The 23,173-nt window shown below is 64.1% G+C and carries 24 protein-coding genes and 1 tRNA gene; 16 read left to right on the top strand and 9 right to left on the bottom strand.

Going from position 1 to position 23,173, the window contains the following annotated elements:
* Window positions 1-90: 90 nt before the first annotated feature.
* The 3 genes from ACP15R_RS15495 to ACP15R_RS15485 are packed head-to-tail and all read left to right on the top strand — an operon-like array spanning window position 91 to window position 2,296.
* Entirely contained in the window at window positions 91-588 is a 498-nt protein-coding gene (locus ACP15R_RS15495) for a DUF2924 domain-containing protein (RefSeq protein WP_424987360.1), read from the top strand.
* Window positions 589-590: 2 nt separating this feature from the next.
* The gene (locus ACP15R_RS15490) at window positions 591-1,916 is read left to right on the top strand and encodes a recombinase family protein (RefSeq protein ID WP_424987359.1); all 1,326 of its coding nucleotides are present in this window, start codon (window positions 591-593) and stop codon (window positions 1,914-1,916) included.
* Complete coding sequence (locus ACP15R_RS15485; protein WP_424987358.1) at window positions 1,913-2,296, top strand: hypothetical protein; 384 nt, start codon at window positions 1,913-1,915, stop codon at window positions 2,294-2,296. Before ACP15R_RS15490 ends, ACP15R_RS15485 begins: the two co-directional genes overlap by 4 nt.
* Before the next feature lie 3 nt (window positions 2,297-2,299).
* Here ACP15R_RS15485 and ACP15R_RS15480 read toward each other — a convergent pair whose 3' ends face one another.
* Both ACP15R_RS15480 and ACP15R_RS15475 read right to left on the bottom strand, forming a co-directional pair.
* Window positions 2,300-3,136: a DUF3883 domain-containing protein gene (locus tag ACP15R_RS15480; RefSeq protein ID WP_424987357.1), complete on the bottom strand. Its 837-nt coding sequence runs from the start codon at window positions 3,134-3,136 to the stop codon at window positions 2,300-2,302.
* A gap of 349 nt (window positions 3,137-3,485) precedes the next feature.
* Window positions 3,486-3,575 (bottom strand) — tRNA-Ser (locus ACP15R_RS15475).
* Between the two features lie 311 nt (window positions 3,576-3,886).
* On the opposite strand from ACP15R_RS15475, the gene ACP15R_RS15470 reads away from it, so the two are divergent.
* Window positions 3,887-4,396, top strand: a complete 510-nt coding sequence (locus ACP15R_RS15470; RefSeq protein WP_424987356.1) for a flavin reductase family protein — start codon at window positions 3,887-3,889, stop codon at window positions 4,394-4,396.
* Between the two features lie 11 nt (window positions 4,397-4,407).
* Here the strand turns inward: ACP15R_RS15470 and ACP15R_RS15465 are convergent, their stop codons facing one another.
* Genes ACP15R_RS15465 through ACP15R_RS15450 form a run of 4 tightly spaced genes read right to left on the bottom strand, consistent with a single transcriptional unit; the run spans window position 4,408 to window position 6,850 of the window.
* Window positions 4,408-4,887 carry a DUF6505 family protein gene (locus tag ACP15R_RS15465; protein WP_424987355.1) on the bottom strand — a complete coding sequence of 160 codons (480 nt, stop codon included), beginning with the start codon at window positions 4,885-4,887 and terminating at the stop codon, window positions 4,408-4,410.
* Window positions 4,884-5,594, bottom strand: coding sequence for a DUF4444 domain-containing protein (locus ACP15R_RS15460; protein ID WP_424987354.1), 711 nt, complete (start codon window positions 5,592-5,594; stop codon window positions 4,884-4,886). Before ACP15R_RS15460 ends, ACP15R_RS15465 begins: the two co-directional genes overlap by 4 nt.
* Entirely contained in the window at window positions 5,591-6,652 is a 1,062-nt protein-coding gene (locus ACP15R_RS15455) for an Mrp/NBP35 family ATP-binding protein (RefSeq protein ID WP_424987353.1), read from the bottom strand. Before ACP15R_RS15455 ends, ACP15R_RS15460 begins: the two co-directional genes overlap by 4 nt.
* A gap of 3 nt (window positions 6,653-6,655) precedes the next feature.
* Window positions 6,656-6,850, bottom strand: coding sequence for a DUF6494 family protein (locus ACP15R_RS15450; RefSeq protein ID WP_424987352.1), 195 nt, complete (start codon window positions 6,848-6,850; stop codon window positions 6,656-6,658).
* 65 nt (window positions 6,851-6,915) lie between these two features.
* On the opposite strand from ACP15R_RS15450, the gene ACP15R_RS15445 reads away from it, so the two are divergent.
* Window positions 6,916-7,644, top strand: a complete 729-nt coding sequence (locus ACP15R_RS15445; protein ID WP_424987351.1) for a hypothetical protein — start codon at window positions 6,916-6,918, stop codon at window positions 7,642-7,644.
* Here ACP15R_RS15445 and ACP15R_RS15440 read toward each other — a convergent pair.
* Window positions 7,638-9,593 carry a 4Fe-4S binding protein gene (locus ACP15R_RS15440; RefSeq protein WP_424987350.1) on the bottom strand — a complete coding sequence of 652 codons (1,956 nt, stop codon included), beginning with the start codon at window positions 9,591-9,593 and terminating at the stop codon, window positions 7,638-7,640. The two genes, ACP15R_RS15445 and ACP15R_RS15440, sit on opposite strands and share 7 nt — an antisense overlap.
* A 217-nt stretch (window positions 9,594-9,810) precedes the next feature.
* Between ACP15R_RS15440 and ACP15R_RS15435 the strand changes: the two genes are divergently transcribed.
* From ACP15R_RS15435 to ACP15R_RS15390, 10 genes are all read left to right on the top strand, one after another.
* Complete coding sequence (locus tag ACP15R_RS15435; RefSeq protein WP_424987349.1) at window positions 9,811-10,368, top strand: DUF3305 domain-containing protein; 558 nt, start codon at window positions 9,811-9,813, stop codon at window positions 10,366-10,368.
* Window positions 10,365-10,988: a DUF3306 domain-containing protein gene (locus ACP15R_RS15430; RefSeq protein WP_424987348.1), complete on the top strand. Its 624-nt coding sequence runs from the start codon at window positions 10,365-10,367 to the stop codon at window positions 10,986-10,988. Before ACP15R_RS15435 ends, ACP15R_RS15430 begins: the two co-directional genes overlap by 4 nt.
* Window positions 10,989-11,600: a TorD/DmsD family molecular chaperone gene (locus ACP15R_RS15425; protein WP_424987347.1), complete on the top strand. Its 612-nt coding sequence runs from the start codon at window positions 10,989-10,991 to the stop codon at window positions 11,598-11,600.
* A gap of 59 nt (window positions 11,601-11,659) precedes the next feature.
* Complete coding sequence (locus ACP15R_RS15420; RefSeq protein ID WP_424987346.1) at window positions 11,660-11,851, top strand: ubiquinol-cytochrome c reductase iron-sulfur subunit N-terminal domain-containing protein; 192 nt, start codon at window positions 11,660-11,662, stop codon at window positions 11,849-11,851.
* Between the two features lie 215 nt (window positions 11,852-12,066).
* Window positions 12,067-14,883, top strand: coding sequence for a formate dehydrogenase subunit alpha (locus ACP15R_RS15415; RefSeq protein WP_424987345.1), 2,817 nt, complete (start codon window positions 12,067-12,069; stop codon window positions 14,881-14,883).
* Window positions 14,884-14,895: 12 nt separating this feature from the next.
* Window positions 14,896-15,489, top strand: coding sequence for a formate dehydrogenase FDH3 subunit beta (gene fdh3B, locus ACP15R_RS15410; RefSeq protein ID WP_424987344.1), 594 nt, complete (start codon window positions 14,896-14,898; stop codon window positions 15,487-15,489).
* Window positions 15,490-15,567: 78 nt separating this feature from the next.
* Window positions 15,568-16,821, top strand: coding sequence for a formate dehydrogenase subunit gamma (locus ACP15R_RS15405; protein ID WP_424987343.1), 1,254 nt, complete (start codon window positions 15,568-15,570; stop codon window positions 16,819-16,821).
* A 2-nt stretch (window positions 16,822-16,823) separates the two neighbouring features.
* On the top strand, window positions 16,824-18,134 hold the full coding sequence (locus tag ACP15R_RS15400) for a c-type cytochrome (protein ID WP_424987342.1): 1,311 nt from the start codon (window positions 16,824-16,826) through the stop codon (window positions 18,132-18,134).
* On the top strand, window positions 18,131-18,262 hold the full coding sequence (locus tag ACP15R_RS15395) for a hypothetical protein (RefSeq protein WP_424987341.1): 132 nt from the start codon (window positions 18,131-18,133) through the stop codon (window positions 18,260-18,262). The genes ACP15R_RS15400 and ACP15R_RS15395 overlap by 4 nt, the downstream gene beginning before the upstream one ends.
* Complete coding sequence (locus ACP15R_RS15390) at window positions 18,259-19,131, top strand: substrate-binding domain-containing protein (protein ID WP_424987340.1); 873 nt, start codon at window positions 18,259-18,261, stop codon at window positions 19,129-19,131. Before ACP15R_RS15395 ends, ACP15R_RS15390 begins: the two co-directional genes overlap by 4 nt.
* 64 nt (window positions 19,132-19,195) lie before the next feature.
* Here the strand turns inward: ACP15R_RS15390 and ACP15R_RS15385 are convergent, their stop codons facing one another.
* Window positions 19,196-19,786, bottom strand: coding sequence for a VOC family protein (locus tag ACP15R_RS15385; RefSeq protein ID WP_424987339.1), 591 nt, complete (start codon window positions 19,784-19,786; stop codon window positions 19,196-19,198).
* 144 nt (window positions 19,787-19,930) lie between these two features.
* On the opposite strand from ACP15R_RS15385, the gene ACP15R_RS15380 reads away from it, so the two are divergent.
* Complete coding sequence (locus ACP15R_RS15380; protein WP_424987338.1) at window positions 19,931-20,278, top strand: hypothetical protein; 348 nt, start codon at window positions 19,931-19,933, stop codon at window positions 20,276-20,278.
* A gap of 12 nt (window positions 20,279-20,290) precedes the next feature.
* On the opposite strand, the gene uvrA is transcribed toward ACP15R_RS15380, so the two are convergent.
* Window positions 20,291-23,164 (bottom strand): excinuclease ABC subunit UvrA, encoded by a 2,874-nt coding sequence (uvrA, locus tag ACP15R_RS15375; RefSeq protein ID WP_424987560.1) that lies wholly within the window; start codon window positions 23,162-23,164, stop codon window positions 20,291-20,293.
* Between the last annotated feature and the right edge of the window lie 9 nt (window positions 23,165-23,173).

Raw genomic sequence — 23,173 nt, 5'->3', positions numbered from 1 at the left:
TATCTGCCGAAACCGGAGACCGTTTCGTGGACTTACCGCCCCGAAAGAGCGGTGGTCGTCGCAGAAAACGTATCCGCATCGGAGGAATTGATGAAGCATCAGAGTAAGATAACACCGCCCGTTCCGGGCCAGGATGCCAGCCTGGACCAAACGGTCCTGTCGCGTCTGGCCGCGTTGAAGACCTTGTCAGTCAAGGAATTGAAGGCCGAATGGGAAACCCTGATGGGCAGCTCAGCGCCCAACAACAGCCGCGCATTCTTGGAAGGCAGGCTCGCCTATCGCATTCAGGAACTCACCTATGGCGGGCCAGATCGCGAAACGCGGCGCATGCTCGATCTGCTCGCCGACGAGGTCGAAGGGATCGCGCGCCGCAAGCATCAGATCACGGACCCTCGCAATCCCGTCTCGGGCACACAGCTCATCCGTGAATGGAACGGCGTCGAGCATACGGTGACCGTTTTGAAAGACGGGTTCGAATGGCAAGGCCGCAAATACAAGTCGCTCTCCGGCATCGCTCGGGAGATTACCGGCACGCGCTGGAACGGTTACCGCTTCTTCGGCCTGCAAACCCGTTCGCGGGAGGTTTGACCATGGACACCAACACGCGTCCGAACCGCCGCTTGCGCTGCGCGATCTATACGCGCAAGTCCACGGAAGAAGGGCTCGATATGGAGTTCAACAGCCTCGATGCGCAGCGCGAGGCCTGCGAGGCCTATATCGCCAGTCAGCGCTCCGAGGGCTGGGCCTGCCTGCGCGAGCGCTACGACGACGGTGGGTTTTCCGGTGGCACGCTGGACCGCCCAGCGTTGAAACAGCTGATCGCCGATGTCGAAGATGGCCTCGTCGATGTGATCGTGGTCTACAAGATCGACCGCCTCAGCCGCGCCCTGATGGACTTTTCGAAGCTGGTCGAACTTTTTGACCGGCACGGCGTGACCTTCGTGTCGGTGACCCAGTCCTTCAACACGACAACGTCGATGGGGCGGCTCACGCTGAACATCCTGCTCAGCTTCGCGCAGTTCGAGCGGGAGGTGACGGCCGAGCGGATCCGTGACAAGGTCGCCGCCTCCCGGAAGAAGGGCATGTGGATGGGGGGCTATGTCCCCCTCGGGTACGATGTCGTCGATCGCAAGCTCATCGTGAACGAGGACGAGGCCGCGCAGGTGCAGCACATATTCGAGCGCTTTGTCGAACTTGGATCCGCCACCGTGCTGGCGCGGGAGCTCCGACGCGAAGGAGCCCGCAACAAGCAGGGGACACGGATCGACAAGGGCTATCTCTACCGGTTGCTCAAGAACCGGGTTTATCGCGGCGAAGCCGTCCACAAGGGCAAGGCTTACCCCGGCGAGCACGATGCCATCATCGACGAGGCCCTCTGGGATCGCGCCCACACCATCTTGCAGGAGAGCCCCCGCAAACGCGCCAACAACACCCGCGCACAGACACCGGCGCTGCTCAAAGGGCTGATCTTCTCGGAAACCGGCGCGGCCATGACCCCCACCACCACGAAGAAAGGCCCAAAACTCTACCGCTACTACGTGTCCATGGACGTGATCCGGAACCGCGATACCGGCGACGAGACCGCGCCGACGCGGCTGGCCGCTGGGATGGTCGAGGAGGCGGTGGTGACCGAAATCAGACGGATCCTGCAAACGCCAGAGGTCGTCACGCAGGTATTGTCGGCGCTAAAATCCAACACCGCCGACATCTCCGAAGCCGACGCGTTGGGAGCGCTCCACGAGTTCGATACGCTATGGGCCCGCCTGTTCCCCGCCGAGCAAGCACGGATCATCCAGCTCCTTGTGCGACGCATCACGGTGACGGCCGCTGGGCTCGAGGTCGATATCCGGCGGGAGGGCATCGCCGGGGTCATCCGCGAGATGTTCGCCCCGCGCGAGATGGAGGCCGCCGAATGACCAATTCCAATGACACCATCCGCATACTGATCCCGCTCAAGGTACGGAAGAAAAACGGGCGACCGAAGATCCTGCCTCCCGCCGACCATAGCCCGAGTGCGGATCAGGCACAGGATCCCCACATCCTGCGCGCCATCGGCCGCGCATGGAGTTGGCGCCGTCGCATGGAAGCGGGCGAGTTCGCCACAATCCAGGAACTGGCCGAAGCCGTCGGTCTGGCCGAACGTCATGTCAGCCGCCAGTTACGGCTTGCATACCTCGCGCCGGAGGTGCTGAAGCGACTGACATGTGGGCGCGAGGCGTCGATGGTCAGCTTGTACGATCTTTGTTTTCTGGCTGGGGAGACATGGCAGGAGCAGGCTAAGCGAACGTTTCGCTGACCTTCAATGAAAACTCGCCTGAAAGGACGTCGCGGTCAGAGAGACATGCGCGTCTAGCGGCGGGTGCAGCTCAAACGCTTTTGGCTCGCGCGCGAAGTTCCACAGGCGGAACAGGGACCATTCCGAGCGCCGCTCCTCGGCCACGGCCAGTTCATTGCGGCTGATATGGAATGGCGTGCGTTCCCAGCCGTTCGTCGTTTTCACCTCGATCAGGCGCGGACGACCGTCCGGTGCGAAGCTGGCGATATCGTAGCCGGCTCCATCACCATCCTCCTCCGAAACCCATCGGACGTTGCGCGCGAGGTCTTCGCGGCCCGCTGATTTAAGGGCTGCACGCTCGTGCGCCAGGACGCGCTCCTCACCGGCACGGCCGAGGGCGCGGTTTTTCTCGTCTCTCGCCGCGACATCGAATTTGCGGGCGACGTGCAGCATCTGCTCCAGCTCCTGCGGCGGTGGCTGGTTCGACAGCGTCGGCGGTGGCCCGATCCAGATCGGCGCGGCGTCAGCCAGGCCGGTCGGCGGTCGCGCAGCGGGACCGCGACCAAGCCACGCCGGGTTCAGCGCCAGCCAGCGCGCCACGGCATCCACCAAGGTCATTTGGAAATTGAATGCAGGCTTGTAGCCGGGGATCCAGGCTTCCCCGAGCCCCTTTAGCACTGCGCTGATGTTCTGGTGCTTGAACTCGACCGATCCCTCAGATCTATCGTTCAGCAACGGCAGAAGCGCCCGTCGATGCTCGGCCTTGTTATAGCGGTGCCCAGCGATGTCATCGGCCAGCATCGCAAAGTAATCTGCGACGATCAGATCGTTTTCTTCGTCTGTCCAGGGCCCATTCGACATGCCGCCAGGCTATGAGCGGAAAGTCTCTTTGTCATCAGAGACTTCTCGTGATCGTTCGCACCAACACGCACAACCACGCCGCCTTCGGTTGTCTTTGTTCGCACCCCTAGCGGTCAAATTCACTGCAACTGCGGCGCAGTCCATTCTCGCCAAGCCTCTGAAAAGACAACTATTTTCACTTCCGTCTTAATCTGGGTGCGGGACGGATGGAAAGAGACGCGGGACGTTCGGAGACCGATTTTGGCCAAACTACCAGTCTCCGAAAGTCGGATGGCATCGCTAAACCCCTTTGAACCAAAAAGAAAAAAGGCCTCGTTAGGAACCTCATCTCGGGTTTGCGAATGGTTGGTGGCGGAGAGACAGGGATTCGAACCCTGGAGACGGTCTCCCGCCTACACACTTTCCAGGCGTGCGCCTTCGACCACTCGGCCACCTCTCCGTGGGGGCGATATGTGCCGGAACATGCGCGGTATTGCAAGGTGGAAAACGACGCTGGCGGCGCTGCTTGCGTTCCGGCTGCGAATCCGTGGTGTCGGGCCATTGTTTCGCGGAACGATCCGGGCGTGTTGTGGCCGGAGCCATGGATTGCAGGCGCTGTGAGAACAATGGGTCGCTGCCTGTCCGGTTGTACCCGATTCCCGTGCCAGCTGTGGTCGCGCGGTGCCATCACGCGCCCAACCGGGGGTGAGGCATGGACAAAACCCGGCAGTCATGGCACCCAACGTTTCAGAAAAACAGGAGCACGCGTTCATGTCCGACCTCACCATCGTTCCCGGCCCTGACACCAGCCGCGCCTATCGCATGGCGCTCGGGTGTTTTGGCACTGGCGTGACGGTGGTCACCACCGCGACCGCGGACGGCCCGCTGGCGATGACGGCGAATTCCTTTGCCTCGGTTTCCCTGGAGCCGGCGATGGTGCTCTGGTGCGCCGCCAAACACTCCAAGCGCTACGACGCCTTTACCTCGGCGGACGCCTACGCGATCCACATACTTGCAGAGGACCAGATGGATCTGGCGCTGCATTTCTCGCGGATCGGCACCGATTTCTCGCCCACCAATTGGCAGCCGGACGCGGCGGGCGTGCCGATCCTGCAAGGGTGCATCGCGCGGTTCGATTGCCGGCGGGCGGCGCTGCACGATGCCGGGGATCACACGATCATCGTTGGCGAGGTGCAGCGGGTCATGCGCAGCGAGGGCACCGGGCTGCTGCATAAATCCGGCCAGTACGGCGGCTTTACCGGCTTTGATCCACAGGGTTAACGCCCCTCGGGTCAATCATCGGGCGAGCCATGCACCGCGAATTGGTCAAGCCCGGCGGCCTGCGCCGTGATCGTGCGATAGGCCTCGCGCACCCCGGCATCGGTCAGCTCGCGCGAAACGGTGATCAGCGTATTGGCGTCATGTTCGTCGCAGAGATCGGCCATATGGGTGATCTCCTGTTGCGCGACACCCCGCGCCTCGTCCACCGACGGCGCGCCATACAGGTCGACAAAATGCCGCGCCAATGCCTCGGTCAGCGTTGCGACCTCGGCTGGTTCCGCCTGGGTGACGGCGACAAAGGTCACCCGGCCAAATGTCTCCAGCCCCAGCCAGCCATTTGCAAAGGCCTGCCGGGACTTGCCGCTCAGGTCGGCCTGGGTCCAGTTGGAAAACTCGAACCCGCCGGAAATGCACCATTCGCCGGTGCGCGCCGGGTTGTGGAACACGTTTCGGTCGCTGTCGTCGAAATGGATGGCCCGGGCCAGCTTCATGTGTTTTCTCCCAACAGGGCGCTCAGGGGCACCAGATGCGTGGTTTCCTCGTCGCGGAGCAGCATACCGAAACGCTCATCCGCGCCAAGCAGGGAACCACGCAGCCCCGCATATGCAACCGGTTCGCCAATACCATGCAGCAGCCCGGACCAGGCGTCGTGCAGGGGCGCATTGCCCTCATCGCTCCAGCGGTTGATCCAGACCAGGCAATGCCGCGCCCAGCTTTCGAGCAATTGCCCCGGATCCACTTCGGCGCAGCCTTCGTCATAGAGTGCCGTCACGTCGGGAGTATCCCCCGGACGGTCGCCGGTGCGCAGAATCGCCAGGTCCAGCCCGATGACCAGCCAATCCGGCACCTGATCCACCGGCCCCGGCGACACCGCAACCTGCAAGCGGCCACATTGCCCGGCGTTCACCCGGATACCGCCAGCCCAGTCGAGATGCACTGCCACTTCGGGCGGGGACAGCGCCCCAAGTGCATTCTGGAACCCGACACCGCACAGGGGCAGCATCACCATGGCGTCCTCGACCGTCACCTCGGGCGCGAACACCATCGCGGCCCGCAGACGGTCGGCCTGCACATTGTGCACGATGGTGCCGCTGTCACAGCCGCGCGCCGCCATGACGCGGGCCATATCGAACGGGTCGTCGCGCCCCGCGACCGCCACGCCGACCATCAAGGGCGGAAAGCGTGGCGTCCGGGTCATGCCTGCCCCTTGGCGATCAGGTTGCGGGCGACATGGCGAAACGCCTCGGCCTGCGGGCTGTCGGGTTTGCTCACCACCACCGGTGCCCCCCCATCGGCGGCGAGCCGGATATCCAGGTGCAGCGGGATTTCCGAGAGCAGCGGAACGCCCAGCTTGTCGGCCTCGGCAACAACGCCGCCATGGCCGAACACGTGCTCTTCGTGACCGCAATTCGAGCAGACATGCGTGCTCATGTTCTCGATCATGCCCAGGATCGGCGTGTTCAGTTGCTTGAACATGTCGATCCCCTTGCGCGCATCCAACAGCGCCACGTCCTGCGGCGTGCTGACGATGATTGCCCCGTCAACGGCAAATTTCTGGCACAGGGTCAGTTGCACGTCCCCGGTGCCCGGCGGCAGGTCGACCACCAGCACATCCAGCGCCCCCCATTGCACCTGCATCATCATCTGCTGCAACGCCCCCATCAGCATCGGGCCGCGCCAGACCACGGCCTGATCTTCGTTTGTCATCAGGCCCAGCGACATCATCGTGACGCCATGGTTGCGCAGGGGCAGGATCGTCTTGCCATCCGGGCTGGCCGGACGCCCCGAAACACCCAGCATACGCGGCTGGCTGGGGCCATAGACATCCGCATCGAGCAGACCGACACGCCGCCCCTCGGCGGCGAGCGCACAGGCGAGATTTGCCGATACGGTCGATTTCCCGACACCGCCCTTGCCCGAGGCAATGGTGATGATCCGGTCGACCCCCGGCACCTTTTGCGGCCCCTTGGGTTCCGCCGGCTTGGCCGGTTTCAGATCGGGCGGTGCCTTGTCGCTATGCGCGGTCAACATCGCCGACACGGTTGCAATACCATCCAGCGCCCGCACCCGCGCCTCGGCCTCGGCGCGGACCGGCTCCATCGCCTTGGCATGGGCCGGGTCGATTTCCAGCACGAACCGCACCGCGCCGCCTTCGACGTTCAGCGCCCGCACGATCCCGGCGGCGACAATGTCCTGCCCGCTTGCGGGATCGGTGATCTGTTTCAGCTCGGCCAGAACCGATTCGCGCGTTGCCATGGTCTATTCGGCCCCTTTGATGGTGCCGGTCACCACATGTTCGACATCCAGCCCGTCGATGGTCAGAACCACCCTGGCTTCATAGCTCTTGCCCCGGGTTTCGCCCGCCTTGCGCAAACCGTCCTCGATCGCCTGCTGGCTGGTGACACCCACCTGTTTGAGGAATTTGCGCATCGACATGTTGAAATCTTCGCTCATCGTCTGTCTCTCCATCCGGTTCCTGCAATTGACGCAGCGCCCCATGCCCCCGTAGGATCCGCAAGATGCGTGCGCTGCTTCTTTGCCTCACTCTGTTGCTGAGTTCCAGCCCGGTCGCCGCCCAGGACAGCGTTGGTCTCGCGGCGCCGGACCGCGTGACCGACAGCGGCCTGCTGAAACATATCCTGCCGCGATTTTCGCTCAAGACCTCGATCCGGGTGGTTGCCGATCCATCCGGCCCTATGGTCCTTGGCGTCTCGCCGCCGGGCGTGCCGGTGTTCCGCGACGGCACCACCACCTATCATCTGCGCATTGGCGATGACCCGCGCCACCAGCGATTTCTTGACTGGCTGCTCTCCGAGGTGGGCAAATCCACCATCGACGGATTCCGGCCGGATCAGGGCCACCCCTTTTCCGCGCGGTTCGGGGTGACGGAAACGGTCAAGGCCCCGGCCCCCTCCGGCGATGTCACGCGCGGGGCGGAGCTGTCGTTGCTGCATTGCGGGCGCTGTCACGTGGTCGGCCCCGAAAACCGGATGAACGGGCTGGGCTCGACCCCCTCTTTTGCGGTGCTGCGCAGCCTGCCCGACTGGCTCGAACGGTTCGAGCAATTCTTTATCCGCAACCCCCATGGCGCCTTTACCCAGATTGACGGCGTGACCCCGCCCTTTGATCCCGAACGCCCGCCGCCCATCGTACCGCTCGAGCTGACGGTGGATGATATCGACGCGATCATTGCCCATGTGGCGCGCACCCGCGCCGCCGATCTCGGTGCACCGCTCGCCTTTCAGTGATCCCGCCGCCCCGACAGGTAATCCTCGGTGGTCCGAACCCGTGGCTTGTCCTTGCCCGCGAACGGATTGTCGGTACTGTGGAACTGGCGGTTGACCCGGCAATCATCGCACATCTGGATCATCCTGGCCTGCTCGCTGCTGGCGAACATCGGATGGCTGCCCGCCAGCTTGTCCATCACCCGCTCGACCGTCGATTTCACCCCGAACAGCGCGCCGCATTCGATACAGGCAAAGGGCTCTTCCTCGTTCAGCACGCGCTGCGTCAGGGCGGCATCGCTGGTGTCCATCCTTGGCGCGAGCGTGATCGCCTCTTCGGGACAGATCGTGCGGCATATCCCGCATTGCAGGCAGGCATCCTCCTGGAACCGCAATTGCGGCTTGTCCGGATTGTCGATCAACGCGCCTGACGGACAAAGCGACACGCAAGACAGGCACAGGCTGCACGCGTCGGCATCAACCAGAACCGCCCCATAGGGCGCGCCCTCGGGCAGGGACAGCGGAGCATCCGCCGCCGGGTTCAACGCCTGCGCGGACAGCCGCGCGATCTGGCGGCGATTGCCCAGCGTCAGGACCGGCGCAACATCGACCGGCCCGGCGGTGGCGGCATAGAGCGCATCGCTCATCAGGTCGGGATCGGCCTCGTCCAGCACCGTCACCCGCCCGCCCGCGCCCATCGCCTCGGCAAGCCCGGCCTCGCGTGACAATGCATCCCGTTCGGTCGCGGGCCCAAGCAGCACATGGATCGAGGCAAAGCCCTGCGCCAGCGCCGCGAGCATCTCCGCATGGCCGAACCCGGACACCACGCCCAGCTCCAGCGGGATCACATCCGCCGGCAGCCCCTGTCCAAACCGCGCGGCCAGACGGATCATCTCGGCCCCATGCGCGTCATGCACCAACAGGCGCGGCGCATGCCCCCCGGCGGCCCGGAATCCCTCGGCCAGCGCGCACATCCGGGCGATCACATGCCCGACCGGCGGGTCCTGGTAGGTGATCGCCGTCGACGGGCACAGCGCGGCACAGGCACCGCACCCGGCGCACACCATCGGGTCAATCGCCACGTGGTCGCCATCGGGCACGATCGCACCTGTCGGGCAGCTATCCAGACAGTTGGAACAGCCGACCTGTCCCGCCCGGGAATGCGCGCAAAGGGACTCGTCCAGCCTGAGATAGAGCGGCTTTTCGAATGTCCCGACCATCTGAACCGCTTCGAACGCAACCCGCTGCACCGCGCTCCGGTCGCGCGGATCGGCACGCAGATAACCTTCGCGCTTGTCGGGGGCCGGCACCATCGGGGCGGCTCCGGTCAGGTCGATCACCATGTCACAGGTCGAACGCGCACCATACCGTGGTTCGGTCCAGCCAAAGGCACCGCGCCCGCCCGGTGCGATCTGCCGCAGCGCGTCGATCAGGATTTCGAAACCGCCAAACGCCCCGCTGACCCGCGTCAGCCGCCCTCGCACCACGTCAAAGCTGCGCACCGCCGGTGGCTCGGTATCGTCGGTCAACAGCACCGTGACGGCCAGGGCATCGGCAAGCTGTGCCGCCAGCTCCAGCGCCACCTCGCCCGGGCCGGTGATGAAACACACCCCCTCCGACACCACGTCGATGCTGCGCCGCCCGGATGCGGGCAACAGCGCCTCGGCCACCAGCGCCGCCATCTTGGGCGTCGCATCCGCCCCCTGCCGCGACCAGCCCGCCCGATCCCGCAGATCGACGAATCCCGGCGGCTCCACTCCGACTTCCTCGGCAAATTCCTCAAAGCGCAACCGCTCCTGCCCGCAGGCGACAATCGCGTCGCCCTGCTCCATCAACGCTGCGGCGGACATGGTTTCTGTGGTGCAAAGCGCCGTGTGAACACGTGAACATGTCACCCCGCAAGCTTCGGAAATGACCTCCGGATCGATGCGCTGTGTCCCCATGCAATCACACAGGATCAGTGACTTGGCCATGGCATCCCTCCCCGGTTCCATGTCGCTGCACCCCGGCAGCGGCGTCACGCGAGCCTAGGCCAAGCATGTCTGCAAGGTAAAGCCGGAACCGCGCGGCAACCGGCGCAACCGCCCCGAACGACTACGACTTTGGTCGCAGGTCGACACGGGCGCGAGCAAAAAACTTGGCGAAATCAGAATTCTGTCCCATAGTCGACGGGCGCGTGAGGGAGGAAACGTGTCACAAGCGGTCGGAAACAAGATCGAAATGCCCCTTGGGGTAGTTGTTCGCAAGACGCCCGGTGTCACCCGCTGGGTGAAATGGAACTGGTCCGCGGTCGCCGTTCTGCCCGGGGCCGCGCCGGCCCGGTGGGTTACGCTGCGGCGCGAGGGCGAGGCGGTGGAATACCATGCCGCGACGCTGCCCCTGACGCTCTGGGCCAGCGATACCGAAGCCTATCTTGCAAACCTGTCCGATCACAGCCCGTCAATCTATGTCGTGATGCGCGACGAGGGGGACGAAGGCGCGCCGCTGACCATGCTGCTCCTGACGGCGTCGCCCTATGAAGGTCAGGACTATGCCGACAATGGCGAGGACATCGTCGAAAAAGTGCCGATGCCCGAGGGGCTCGTCGCATGGGTACGGGATTTCGCGCTCGCGCATCACGAACATGAAACCTTCGTCAAGCGCCGCCGCGACCGCGAGCGGATCGATCTCTTGCAGGACGGCAAGGGCGACGCCCGCATCCGGCAGGACTCCGATGTCTACCGGGCACCCGGCAGGGGGCTGTCATGAACCCGCGCGATCACGGTGATTTCTGGTCGCGCCGACGCGCCGCCGTCGAGGCCGAATCCGGCACCGAAGCCCAGGCGATGGCCGAGGCCGAGATCGACCAACGACGCGCCGCGCTTGAAACCCGCGACGATGCCGAGATCCTGCGGGAACTGAACCTGCCGGATCCCGATACGCTCGGGGCTGACGACAATGTCAGCGCCTTCATGGACCGGCTCGTCCCCGACCGCCTGCGACGCCGGGCATTGCGGCGCTTCTGGCGGCTCAACCCGGTTCTGGCCAACGTGGACGGCCTGGTCGATTATGGCGAAGACTTTACCGACAAGGCCACCGTCATCGACAACCTGAAATCGGCCTACCAGGTGGGCAAGGGCATGCTGGCCCATATCGAAACCTCAAAGGCCGCGAGCACCGCGAATGCCGAAGTCGCTGACCCTGACCCTGCCCCGGACAACTCCGCGGACGAGCCGGGCACAACGGTCGCGGCCCGCGTGGCGGAGGCCGCCCCGGCGGCCGACACAGGCAAGGAGGCGGTCCCCCACGGGGACCCCGACGCGCCTGTCGACCGCCCCACGGCCCGCCGGATGCGTTTCGATTTCCCCGCAGCACGCGAGGCCACCTGAATGACCAACGCCGCCATATCCGCCACCGACGTACCCGCCGAAGACCGGCTGCGCGCGGATTTCTACAACTTTCTCGGCCTGTTGCTGGCCGGCCCGCCGGACCAGCTGGTGCTTGACCAGATGGTGGCGCTTGACGGCGACGACAGCGATCTGGGCCGTGCGATCGGCGCGATGGCGCGGGTCGCCCGTGTCACCCGCCCTGCCGCCGCCGAGCGCGAGTTCAACGCGCTCTTCATCGGCTTGGGCCGGGGCGAGTTGCTGCCTTATGCAAGCTATTATCTCACCGGATTCCTCAACGAGAAACCCCTTGCCCAGCTGCGCGCGGACATGGCCGCGCGGGGAATCAGCCGCGCGCCCAATGTCTACGAACCCCAGGACAACATCGCCAGCCTGATGGAGATGATGGCCGGGATGATCGTCGGCCGCTTTGGCACCCCGGCACCGCTGGACGATCAGAAAACCTTCTGGTCGCGCCATATCGGCCCCTGGGCCGGGCATTTTTATTCGGATCTCGAAGCCGCGGAACATTCGGTTCTCTACGCTTCGGTCGGCACCGCCGGCCGGATCTTCATGGAGATCGAACGCGACGGTTTCAGGATGCTCGCGGGTTGATCCCGCCCTTCACCGCCCCGCCGACGGGGCACATCGCATAACGGAAAGGAGACACTCCGATGCGCAAACCCAAGGAAGACGGCAGCAGCCGCCGCGATTTCCTCAAACTGGCGGGCAGCGCGGCCCCCGCGGCGGTTGCCGCCGCCGCGCTTGGTGGTTCCCAGGCCGAGGCCGCCGCCCTGCCGGTTGACGAGACCCGGCTTCAGGACACGGCACATACCCGCGCCTATCTCGAATCGGCCCGGTTCTGAGCCGCGCCCCAAACCACGACCGCGCCCGGCACTCCTGACCGGACGACGGGCTCCGAAACAGGCGACCGCATGATGCCCTGACAACGCCGAACCGGAGACACCCAGCCCGCCGCATTGGCCAGCACGGAGGAAAGAACATGCTAAGGAAAAAGACCAACGGGGGATCACGTCGTCCCCAACGGGCAAGTATCCTGTCTGACGTTACAGAGACATCCGTGGATCGCCGCGCATTTCTGCGGGGTTCGGGGCTTGCCATCGGCGGGCTCGCCGCGATCAGCGCCACGGGCGGCACGGTTGCCCCCGCCAACGCCCAGACCGCCGCCGGAGCCGCGGTTGAAACCGTCAAATCCGTCTGCACCCATTGCTCGGTCGGTTGCACCGTGATTGCCGAGGTCCAGGACGGTGTCTGGATCGGACAGGAACCGGGTTGGGACAGCCCGTTCAATCTTGGCGGGCATTGCGCCAAGGGGGCCGCGGTTCGCGAACACGCCCACGGCGAACGCCGCCTGAAATACCCCATGAAAAAGGAAGGCGGCGAGTGGAAGCGCATCAGCTGGGAACAGGCGATCGACGAGATCGGCGACGGCATGATGAAAATCCGCGAAGAAAGCGGGCCCGACAGCGTCTATTGGCTTGGCTCGGCCAAGTACAACAACGAACAGGCCTATCTGTTCCGCAAGTTCGCGGCCTATTGGGGCACCAACAATGTCGACCACCAGGCGCGCATCTGTCACTCAACAACGGTGTCCGGCGTGGCGAACACATGGGGCTACGGCGCCATGACCAACAGCTATAACGACATCCACAACAGCAAGGCGATCTTCCTGATCGGCAGCAACCCCGCCGAGGCGCATCCGGTCTCGCTGGTTCACCTGCTCAAAGCCAAGGAACAGAACAACGCGCCTCTGATCGTCTGCGATCCGCGCTTTACCCGCACGGCGGCCCATGCGGATGAGTATGTGCGCTTCCGTCCCGGCACCGACGTGGCGCTGGTCTGGGGTATCCTGTGGCACATCTTTGACAACGGCTGGGAGGATAAGGAGTTCATCCGCACCCGCGTCTGGGGGATGGACCAGATCCGCGAAGAGGTCGCCCGCTGGACCCCGGAAGAGGTCGAGCGCGTCACCGGCACACCGGGCAGCCAGCTGCGCCGCGTGGCCCGGACCATGGCGAACAACCGCCCCGGCACCGTGATCTGGTGTATGGGCGGCACCCAGCACACCAATGGCAACAACAACACCCGCGCCTATTGCGTGCTGCAACTTGCGCTTGGCAACATGGGCGTTTCCGGCGGCGGCACCAATATTTTCCGCGGTCATGACAATGTTCAGGGGGCCACGGATCTTGGCGTCCTGTCGCACACCCTGCCCGGCTATTACGGCCTTTCGGCGGGCGCATGGGCGCATTGGGCGCGTGTCTGGGATGAAGACCCCGATTGGCTCGCGGCCCAGTTCGCCAGCATGACCGACAGCGAGGGCAAGGAAAGCTCGTTGCAGAATGTCACCGGCATCCCGGTCAGCCGCTGGATCGATGGCGTGCTCGAAGACCCGGACAACATGGACAACCCCGACAAGGTGCGCGCCATGGTCCTGTGGGGCCACGCCCCCAACAGCCAGACGCGCGGCAAGGAAATGAAGACCGCGATGGAGCAGCTTGACATGCTGGTCGTGGTCGATCCCTATCCGACGGTTTCGGCGGTGCTGCATGACCGCAGCGATGGCGTCTATCTGCTGCCCGCCTGCACGCAGTTTGAAACACGTGGTTCGGTCACCGCATCGAACCGCTCGCTGCAATGGCGCGACCGGGTGGTGGAACCGCTGTTTGAAAGCCTGCCGGACGAGGTCATCATGGCCAAGTTCGCCAACAAGTTCGGCTGGGCCGACCGGCTGTTCCGCAATATCGAGATGGACAACCCCGAAACCCCCAATGTCGAGAGCATCACCCGCGAATTCAATCGCGGCATGTGGACGGTGGGCTATACGGGCCAGTCGCCCGAGCGGATCAAGCTGCACATGGCCAACCAGCACACGTTCGACCGCACCACCTTGCAGGCGATCGGCGGCCCGGCGGACGGGGATTATTACGGCATGCCCTGGCCCTGCTGGGGCACGCCCGAGATGAACCATCCCGGCACGCCGAACCTCTATGACATGTCCAAACCGGTGGCAGAGGGTGGTCTGACCTTCCGCGCCCGGTTCGGGGTGGAACGCGATGGCGACAACCTGCTGGCGGATGGTGTCTATTCCGTTGGCTCCGAGATCCAGGACGGCTATCCCGAATTCACCATGCAGATGCTGATGGATCTCGGCTGGGATGGCGACCTGAGCGCCGAGGAACGTGCCGCAATCGACGCCGTGGCCGGGCCCAAGACCAACTGGAAAACCGACCTGTCGGGCGGAATCCAGCGGGTTGCCATCGCCCATGGCTGTGCCCCGTTCGGCAATGCCAAGGCGCGGGCCGTGGTCTGGACCTTCCCCGACCCGATCCCCGTCCATCGCGAGCCGCTCTATACGCCGCGCCGCGATCTGGTGGCCGATTATCCCACCTACGAGGATCGCAAGTTCTATCGCCTGCCGACCATGTATGCCTCGATCCAGAAGAACGACTTTTCCAAGGATTACCCGATGATCCTGACGTCGGGGCGCCTGGTTGAATACGAGGGCGGCGGCGAGGAATCCCGCTCCAACCCCTGGCTGGCCGAACTTCAGCAGGACATGTTCGTCGAGATCAACCCGAGGGACGCCAACAACCTGGGTATCCGCGACGGGACACAAGTCTGGGTTGAAGGGGCCGAAGGGACCAAGGTCAAGGTCATGGCGATGATCACCGAGCGGGTCGGGGCCGGAGTCGCCTTCATGCCCTTCCATTTCGGCGGTCATTTCGAAGGCAAGGACCTGCGCGACAAATACCCGAGCGGGGCAGACCCCTATGTGCTCGGCGAAAGCAGCAACACCGCCCAGACCTATGGCTATGATTCCGTCACCCAGATGCAGGAGACCAAGGCCACTCTCTGCAAGATCTCGGCAGCATAAGGAGTAAGAGACATGGCAAGAGCAAAGTTTCTCTGCGACGCCGAACGCTGCATCGAATGCAACGCCTGCGTCACCGCCTGCAAGAACGAACACGAAGTGCCCTGGGGCATCAACCGGCGGCGGGTGGTCACCATCAATGATGGCAAACCCGGCGAGCGGTCGATCTCGGTGGCCTGTATGCATTGTTCCGACGCACCCTGCATGGCGGTCTGTCCGGTGGACTGTTTTTACCAGACCGAAGAAGGCGTGGTGCTGCACTCCAAGGACCTGTGCATCGGCTGCGGATATTGTTTCTACGCCTGCCCCTTTGGCGCGCCGCAATACCCGCAGGCGGGCAATTTCGGATCGCGTGGCAAGATGGACAAATGCACCTTCTGCGCCGGCGGCCCGGAAGAGAACCACTCGACCGCCGAATTCGCCAAGTATGGCCGCAACCGGATCGCCGAAGGCAAGCTGCCGATCTGCGCCGAGATGTGCTCGACCAAGGCGTTGCTGGCGGGGGATGGCGACGTGGTTTCGGCGATCTACCGCGAACGCGTCGTGGCCCGTGGGTTCGGCACCGGGGCCTGGGGCTGGGGCACCGCCTATGAACAGAAGGGCGGCTAACCCCTGCCAATCGGGCGGTGCCACCTGCTGCCGCCCGACAAAGTCGCAACCGACCGAACCAAGAATGGGACACGCAAGATGCGCCTTCGCCTATTGACGCTGCTTGTCGGCCTGCTTCTGCCGCTATCGGCCGCCGCACAGGATGCCACCGTGCGGCAATTGACCGAACCCCTTGCGGTTGATCCCGGTCCGGTCCCCGCCGCGCCGGGCGACAGCCGCGCGGCGACCGGCGGCGCGCAGACACTGGCGGATATCCTCGCCCGGCAGCGTGGCGAGACAATCGACGACAGCTTTCGCCGCAACGCCACCGGCGATCCCGACAGCGCCAGCGGCATCGCCGCACAGCTTGGTACTCTGGGCGGCAGCTCGGATTCCGAACTGCTGCGCGCCATGCGCTATGGCAGCGCCGACATCACCGTCACTTCGCGCAGCCCGGCGGCGGATGTCATCATGCAGGATGGCGGGATGTGGTGGCTACAGGTCCGGCAAGGCCCTCTGGCGCAATATGGTGCCTGGCTGCTGGGCGGCACCCTGATCCTGCTGGCGCTATTCTACCTGCTGCGCGGCAAGATTCGGATCGAGGGCGAAAAGGCGGGGCGTACCCTCACCCGTTTCACCAGCTTCGAACGCTTTGGTCACTGGCTGTTTGCGGGCAGCTTCCTGATCCTCGGCGCAACCGGGCTGATCTCGCTGTTCGGGCGCACCGTGCTGATCCCGGTTTTCGGACACCAGTTCTTTTCCACCATCGCCATCGCCAGCAAATGGGTCCACAACAATGTCGCCTGGGCCTTTATGCTCGGGCTGGCCATCGTGATCCTGAACTGGACGTTGCACAACATCCCCAACCGCCACGACCTCGTGTGGCTGGCCAAGGGCGGCGGGCTGTTTTCCAAGGGCGTGCACGCCCCCGCGCGCAAGTTCAATGCCGGACAGAAGATGATCTTCTGGGGCTGTGTCGTGCTGGGCCTGTCGATCAGCGCCTCGGGACTGTCGCTGCTGTTCCCGTTTGAAATGCCGATGTTTGCCAAGACCTTTGCCATCCTGAACGACATCGGCGCATCCGGCTGGGTCGGGCTTGCACCGCTCCCCGAACAGTTGGCGGCGCAGGAAGAGATGCAATACGCCCAATTGTGGCATGCCATCATCGCCTTTGTCTTCATGGCGATGATCTTTGCCCATATCTACCTTGGCACCATCGGCATGGAAGGCGCGTTTGATGCCATGGGCACCGGCGAAGTGGACGAGCAATGGGCCCGCGAACATCACGGCCTCTGGGTCGACGAGGTCAAGGCCCGGCAAGCAGCCAGCGGCTCTGCCACCCCCGCCGAGTAACCATGTGGCGCGCCTTCGTCCTGATCGCTGCCCTGCTGCCACTGCCGGCAGCGGCACAGGCGTTCTTTACGCTCAAGGGTCATGGTGGGCCGATCATGGACATCGCCGTGTCCCCGACGGGCCAGATCGCAACCGCCAGCTTCGACAACGCGGTCGGGCTGTGGACCGGCAATGCACCGCATTGGTTCGAAGGGCACCGCGCCGCCGTCAACACGGTCCTGTTTGCAAGCCCGGCAACCCTGGCCTCGGCCGGCGATGATTTCCAGATACGCACCTGGGATATCGCCGGGGATCGCGGCCAGACAATCGGCGCGCACAAGGGCAAGATCGTCGACCTTGCCGCCGCCCCCGGTGGCGATCTTCTCGCCTCGGCAAGCTGGGATGGCTCCATCGGCCTGTGGCCCCTGCCCGGCGAGAACGGCACCGCACCGCATGCCATGCTCCACGGGCACGATCAGGGGGTCAACAATGTCGCCTTTTCCCCCGATGGCGGCACGCTCTACTCGGCATCGGTGGACGGCACGATCCGCCTCTGGGATGTCGAACAGGCCCGCCAGCAGCAAATCCTCGTCAATCATGGCTTTGGCATCAACGAAATTGTCCTGAACCCGACGGCGGGATGGCTTGCCTACGGGGCCGTCGACGGGGTGACACGGATCGTCGATCACGTCACCGGGGCCGAACTGCATGACTTTACCCTGGATCGGCGGCCGATCCTCGCGATGGCCCTGTCGCCGGATCGCCGGTTCCTCGCGGTCGGCGATGGCGAGGGCTATATCATGGTCATCGACACAGATCGCTGGCGCATCGCCCACGACTTTCGCGCCACCCTGCGCGGCCCGGTCTGGGCGCTGGCCTTTTCACGGGACGGCGCGAACATCCATGCGGGCGGGCTGGACGAGGCCATGTACAGCTGGCCGCTGGGCGAGCTTGGTGCCCATGGTCCGATGGGCACGAACGAACACAGCTATCTCAGGGACCCCGCCGAAATGAGCAATGGCGAGCGGCAATTCCTGCGCAAATGCTCAATCTGCCACAGCCTGACCCCCGGCAGCGCCCGCCGCGCCGGTCCATCCCTGTACGGGCTGTTCGGGCGCCCGGCGGGAACCGTGCCGGACTACGCCTATTCCCCCCGCCTCAGCACATCCGGCATCGTCTGGACCGCCGACAGCATAAATGCGCTTTTCGATCTCGGCCCCGATCACTACATTCCCGGAAGCAAGATGCCGATGCAACGCATCACCGATCCCGGCGACCGGGCCGACCTGATTGCCTTTATACGCCGAGCCACAGCCGGAGAAACCATTGAATGAAACCCATGCTGAGCGCCTTTGCCATGATCGCCCTGATCGCGGTCCTTGCCTCCTACGGGCTGCACAGGGCCGGCTTCTCCGCTGCCCAGAACGGCAGCGGCCCCGATGTCCGCCTTGACAGCAGATGAGCGACTACCTGACCACGCGCGAATTGGCCGACCTGCTGCGCATCGGCGAGCGCAAGGTCTATGATCTCGCCGCCAATGGCGAGGTTCCCTGCGTGCGGGCGGTCGGCAAGCTGCTGTTTCCCCGCGCTGAAATCACCGCCTGGCTGAATGCCTCGCGCAGCGGCCCGCAAGTGGCCGAGGCCCCCCTGCCGCCGATCATCGCCGGCAGCCATGATCCCCTGCTCGACTGGGCCCTGCGCGAAAGCCGCTCGGAACTGGCCAGCTTCTATGACGGCTCCTATGACGGGCTTGACCGCCTCGCCGCACGGTCCGCACAGGCCGCCGGGCTGCATATCCGCGAGGATGACGGCTGGAACCGCACCGCCCTGCGCGACACCCTCGGAGAAGCCCCGGTGGTCCTCGTGCAAATCACCGAACGGCAACGGGGCCTGCTGCTGGCCCCAAACACCAGCGGGATTTCCGATTTCTCCGATCTCGCCGGCCACCGTGTCGCCCTGCGCCAGGCCAGCGCCGCCAGCCAGCGCGAATTCGAAACCCGACTGACGGCTGCGGGGTTGACCCTGCATGACATCGCCCCCCTGCCCACCCGGGCGCGCACCGAAGAGGAACTCGCCATCGCCCTGCATGACGGCAAGGCCGAAGTGGGTTTCGGACTGGGTGCGCTGGCCGGGCTCTACGGGCTCGACTTCATTCCGCTCACCGTCGAACGGTTCGACCTGGCGATCTGGCGGCGCGCCTGGTTCGACCCGCCGCTGCAAAAACTCATGCGCTTTCTCGCCTCCCCTGCCTGCGCCGCGCGCGCCACCGAACTGCCCGGCTACGATCTCACCGGCCTCGGAACCATCCACCACAACGGCGCCAGCGGTTAACCCCCTTCATCTTTGGAAAAATACTCCGGGGTGTCTGAGGGGCAGCGCCCCTCAGCCTGCCTCATCACCGCGAAGCATAAGGGTCTTTCGGCGATCGGTCCGACGACAGGCTGTCCTGGCCCGCCGTAACCAGATCCTCGATGGCATCCGCCAGGTGAATACGGTCGATGTGATGATCGCCGCGCGCCACGCGGTGACGATGCGCCCGGATCATCACATCCGCATGGCTGCACCCCGCCGGCGGCTCGAAACGATAGCTGGCCAGTTCGATCAGCAATCCCAGCGGGTCCTTGAAATAGATCGAATCCATGAACCCGCGATCCTTCGGACCGGAATGCCGGATACCGCGCTCGTCCAGCCGCTCGACCGCCTGCCAGAACGTCGCCTGGCTCACGTTAAAGGCAAGATGATGCACACATCCCGGCTCGGTCGGGGTGCGATCCGGTGTGCCCTTGCGGCTTTCATCAGTGAAAACGGTGATCAGACGCCCGTCCCCCGGATCGAAATACACATGTCCTTCGTCGGGATTATCCAGGTTTGGCTGATCAAACACAAACGGCATCCCCAGAACGCCTTCCCAGAAATCGATGGTGGTTTGCCGGTCGGCTCCGGTCAGGGTGATGTGATGCACCCCCTGGGTCTGCAACTTGCGCATGCTGGCTCCTCTCTCTGGCCCCAGCCTGCCACGCGAATTCCCGCCTGTCATCCATTCGCGACCGGCAACGCCTTGCCGACGGAGGATGCCTCCCCGCGACTTGCGCCATGCACGCCCCTATATCTGGTCAAAGGAGAGCGAACCATGCGACTGACCTATGTTATCCCGGCCCTTGGCTTCTGTGTGGCTCTGCTGGCCTCGGCCATCTCCGTCGACGCCAAGGACAAACCGCATATCATCGCGGGGTGCCCGCCGGGGCTGGCCAAGAAATCGCCGGCCTGCGTACCGCCGGGACAGGCGAAAAAACATGCCACGCCGTATCGCGTTGGCGACCGGATCATCGGCGATTACGTGATTGTCGATCGGCCCGGACGTTACGGGCTCGACCCGCGCCAGACCTACTATCGCGTTGGCGACAACATCTTTCGGGTCAACCGCGAGACCCGCGAAGTGCTTGATTTCATCGGCGCCGCGGCCGCGCTTTTGAACTAGGGGCTGGCGGCGCTATTCCGCCGCCAGCCGTTCCCCGGTGAGCATCGGCTTCAGGTAACGCCCGGTATGGCTGCTCTCGACCTCGGCAACCGCTTCGGGCGTTCCCGTGGCGACGATTTCGCCGCCGCCATCGCCGCCCTCAGGGCCGATATCGATGATCCAGTCGGCGGTCTTGATCACGTCAAGGTTATGCTCGATCACCACCACCGAATTGCCCTGTTCCACCAGCTCGTGCAGCACTTCCAGCAGCTTGCGCACATCTTCGAAATGCAGCCCGGTTGTCGGCTCGTCCAGAATATACAAGGTGCGCCCGGTCGACCGCTTGGCCAGTTCCTTTGACAGCTTGACCCGCTGCGCCTCGCCGCCCGACAGCGTGGTGGCCTGCTGCCCGACCTTGATATAGCCAAGCCCGACCCGCATCAGCGCATCCATCTTCTCGCGGATCGACGGCACCGCCTTGAAAAATTCCTGTGCGTCCTCGACGGTCATGTCCAGAACATCGGCAATGCTCTTTCCCTTGAAACGGATCTCCAGCGTCTCGCGATTGTACCGCGCGCCCTTGCAGGTCTCGCAGGTGACATAGACATCGGGCAGAAAGTGCATCTCGATCTTGATCAGCCCGTCGCCCTGGCACGCCTCACAGCGCCCGCCCTTGACGTTGAAGCTGAACCGGCCCGGCTTGTAACCGCGCGCCTTGGCCTCGGGCAGGCCCGCGAACCAGTCGCGGATCGGTGTGAAAGCCCCGGTATAGGTTGCCGGGTTCGACCGGGGTGTGCGCCCGATGGGCCGCTGGTCGATGTCGATCACCTTGTCCAGATGTTCCAGCCCCTTGATGGTTTCACAGGGTGCCGGCGTCTGGCGCGCACCATTCAGCCGCATCGACGCGGTCTTGAACAGGGTTTCGATGGTCAAGGTGGACTTGCCGCCGCCGGAAACCCCGGTGACACAGACGAACTTGCCCAGCGGAAACTCCGCCGTCACGTTTTTCAGGTTGTTACCGGTCGCCTTGACGACCTTGATCGCCTTGCCCTTGCCCTTGCGCCGTTCCGACGGGATCGGGATCGACCGGGTGCCAGACAGGTATTGCCCGGTGATGCTGTTGGCGTCCGCCGCGATCTCGGCCGGAGCCCCCTTGGCGACCACCTGACCGCCATGCACGCCGGCGCCGGGGCCAATGTCAAACACGTAATCCGCCTCGCGGATCGCCTCTTCGTCATGTTCGACCACGATCACCGTATTGCCCTGGTCGCGCAGGTTCTTGAGCGTGTCCAGAAGCCGGTCATTGTCGCGCTGGTGCAGGCCGATGCTGGGTTCGTCGAGCACGTAGAGAACCCCGGTCAGACCCGAACCGATCTGGCTCGCCAGACGGATACGTTGGCTTTCCCCGCCGCTGAGCGTGCCACTCGAACGCGACAGCGTCAGGTATTCCAGGCCGACATTGTTCAGGAAACCCAGACGTTCACGAATTTCCTTGAGGATCGCGCGGGCGATCTCGTTCTTCTGGTTGCTGAGGTAATCCGGGACCTTCTGGCACCAGGCATAGGCCTCGCGGATGCTCATCTGCACCACTTGCCCCACATGCAGCAGCTCGTCCTTGCCGCCCCTGGCCGGGCCGATCTTGACCGCCAGCGCCTCATCGCGCAGCCGGTAGCCGTTGCAGGCTCCACAGGGTCGGTTGTTCTGATAGCGTTCGAATTCCTCGCGGATCCAGTTGCTGTCGGTCTCGCGGTAACGCCGTTCCATGTTCGGGATCACGCCTTCGAACACGCGCGTCACCTCGTAGACACGCCCGCCCTCGTCATAGCGGAACGGAATCTCTTCCTTGCCCGACCCATAGAGGAAAATCTGCTGCACATGTTTGGGCAAATCCTTCCACTTGGTGTTGCGGTCAAACTCGTAATGCCTGGCAATCGCCTCGATGGTTTGCAGGAAATAGGGGCTCTTGCCCTTGCGCCACGGAGCCAGCGCGCCGTCATAGATTTTCAGGTTCTGATCCGGCACCACCAATCGTTCGTCAAAGAACAGCTCCTTGCCCAGCCCGTCACATTCCGGGCAGGCCCCAAACGGGGCGTTGAACGAAAACAGCCTCGGTTCGATCTCGGGGATGGTGAACCCACTGACCGGGCAGGCAAATTTCTCGCTAAAGGTGATGCGCTCGCCTTCGCCCTCGCGGGGTGCGGTTTCCAGTATGGCGATACCATCGGCCAGGTCCAGCGCGGTGCGCAGGCTGTCGGCCAACCGGGTTTCCAGCCCGTCGCGCACAACCAGCCGGTCGACCACCACGTCGATGTCATGACGGTATTTCTTGTCCAGCGTCGGTGGTTCGTCCAGTTCGTAAAACGCGCCATCGACCTTGACCCGCTGAAAGCCCTGCTTGCGCAATTCCACGAATTCCTTGCGGTATTCGCCCTTGCGGTCGCGCACGATGGGGGCCAGCAGATAGCCGCGCGTGCCCTCTTGCATCGCCATGATGCGGTCGACCATGTCCTGCACCTGCTGCGCCTCGATCGGCTCGCCGGTGGCGGGCGAATAGGGCGTGCCCGCCCGCGCGAACAACAGGCGCAGATAGTCATAGATCTCGGTGACCGTGCCGACAGTTGAACGCGGGTTCTTGGAGGTTGTTTTCTGTTCGATCGAGATTGCCGGGGACAGGCCGCTGATGTGATCGACATCCGGCTTTTCCATCATGTCGAGGAATTGCCGGGCATAAGCCGACAGGCTTTCGACATAACGGCGCTGACCCTCGGCATAGATCGTGTCAAAGGCCAGGCTGGACTTGCCCGACCCGGACAGGCCGGTAATCACCACGAACTGGTCGCGCGGGATATCCACGTCGATGCTCTTGAGGTTGTGCTCGCGCGCGCCGCGCACTTCGATATTCTTCAGTTCAGCCAT

It is taken from the genome of Microbulbifer sp. S227A, from assembly GCF_049800935.1.
This window is presented reverse-complemented; position numbering and strand designations above follow the sequence as displayed.